This window comes from Streptomyces swartbergensis, assembly GCF_002148965.1.
Classification (GTDB): Bacteria; Actinomycetota; Actinomycetes; order Streptomycetales; family Streptomycetaceae; genus Streptomyces; species Streptomyces swartbergensis.
Map to the genome: position 1 here is coordinate 1 of NZ_NGFN01000659.1, position 1,757 is coordinate 1,757.

Sequence of the window (1,757 nt, forward strand, 5' to 3'; positions counted from 1 at the left end):
ACCGATTCGGTTTCAGAGAGCTACAGGGAGAGGCTTTGGGACGGACCGGCCCCAAAGTTCAGAGAAGTCACGAGACCGAACGAGATGGCGCCTGACCAGACGGTTCGGGGCATGGCAGACCTCCACGGGCCCCTCCATCGCCCCCTCCACTGCTCCTTCGCCCACCGGGCGGTTCACGCAGGTCAGCCCCACCGCTCAGGGTCCCGCGACGCGTTCGACAACCGCGTCATCGACGGCATGGCCGCATAGAACGACGAGACCCGCCTGACAAGATCTTGCGGTGGGCTTCTTCCGCTCCCCTTTCGCTGTACGCGCGCTGGCGACCTGGACGCACGCACCAGACTTCCGCTGCCAGAGTGCACGGGGACGACGGAGCTCCTGGCCTGAAGGTGCTCGGGGCCCGCCGCGGAGGTCTGCCATGCCCCGAACCGTCTGGTCAGGCGCCATCTCGTTCGGTCTCGTGACTTCTCTGAACTTTGGGGCCGGTCCGTCCCAAAGCCTCTCCCTGTAGCTCTCTGAAACCGAATCGGTGATGCCAGAGGCACCACAGCGAGATGTTCCGGAGAGCGAGAGCCGTTCCGCCTGCCGCCTCAGTACTGTGAATTCGCATGACGGACACCGAGATCGAGATCACCGCAGACCTGGTTCGCGACCTGCTGCAGGAGCAACATCCAGACCTTGCAGGGCTGGCCATCCGCGAGGTTGCGGGCGGCTGGGGCAACCAAATGTGGCGCCTCGGGGAGGAGTTGGCCGTGCGCATGCAGCGCATGGACCCCACCCCGGAGCTCCAGCTCAAGGAGCGGCGGTGGCTACCCGCGCTGGCCCCGGGCCTGCCGCTCCCGGTGCCGACCCCCGTGCGGTGCGGCGAACCGTCCGAGCGCTTCCCCAAGCACTGGACCGTCATGACGTGGGTTCCCGGCGAGCCGCTGGACCACTGCTCGATCAGCCGCGGCGCCCACGCGGCCGACACGCTGGCGGGCTTCCTCCGGGCGCTCCACGTGGAGGCGCCCGCCGAGGCACCGATCAGCTCGGACTTCGGCGCTCACCCCAAGAAGTGCACCAACGGCTTCGAGAACTTCTTCCAGGCCGTCGCCCCCGACGACGTCGCTGCCGACACCCGGGCCGTCTGGGACGATGCCGTCGCGGCCCCCGAGTGGGATGGCCCGCCGGTATGGGTGCACGGCGACCTCCATCCCGCGAACGTCGTCGTCTCGGACGGAACGCTCTCGGGCATCGTCGACTTCGGTGCCATGTTCGCCGGCGACCCGGCCTGGGACCTCGCCGCCGCATGGATGCTGCTACCCGCGGGCACGGCCTCACGATTCTTCGACACGTACGCGCATGCAGACGAGGCGACGATCCGGCGCGCCCGCGGGCTGGCCGCGATGAAGAGCCTCTTCCTGATGCTCATGGGGCAGAACGGAGATCGGGGTCTTCCTGGCGGAAAGCCGAACTGGGGCCCTGTAGGCCGGGCGGCACTTGAGCGTGTTCTGAAGGGCGTTTGATGCGCGCTTCTTCGAACTTGTTCTCGATCTTGGTTGAGGGCCGTGCGGCAGTCCACCTTCGTGGGTTCATCGATCACCACGCGTTGTAGCCGCACCGGAGGCGCTGAGGTGGTCAAGGCCAGATGGGCGCCTCAGCCCGAGGTCGGCGAGCCTCGACGGCCTGCTCTGGTGGTTGCCGCGGTGCGCGGCCTCGGGTCAGTGCCGCGCGCAGCGCCGGGGTGAGGATGTGGCGGGTCTCGGACGGGGTGAGGG

At 68.1% G+C, this 1,757-nt stretch carries 1 protein-coding gene; it reads left to right on the top strand.

All coding sequences use genetic code 11. From position 1 onward, the window contains the following. Nucleotides 1-608 precede the first annotated feature (608 nt). Nucleotides 609-1,505 (top strand): aminoglycoside phosphotransferase family protein, encoded by an 897-nt coding sequence (locus CA983_RS43320; RefSeq protein ID WP_086606072.1) that lies wholly within the window; start codon nt 609-611, stop codon nt 1,503-1,505. The last annotated feature ends 252 nt before the right edge of the window (nt 1,506-1,757 follow it).

Bases quoted from the DNA above. Each gene is read 5' to 3' on its own strand.
- CA983_RS43320 (WP_086606072.1), top strand. From the start codon at position 609: ATGACGGACACCGAGATCGAGATCACCGCAGACCTGGTTCGCGACCTG.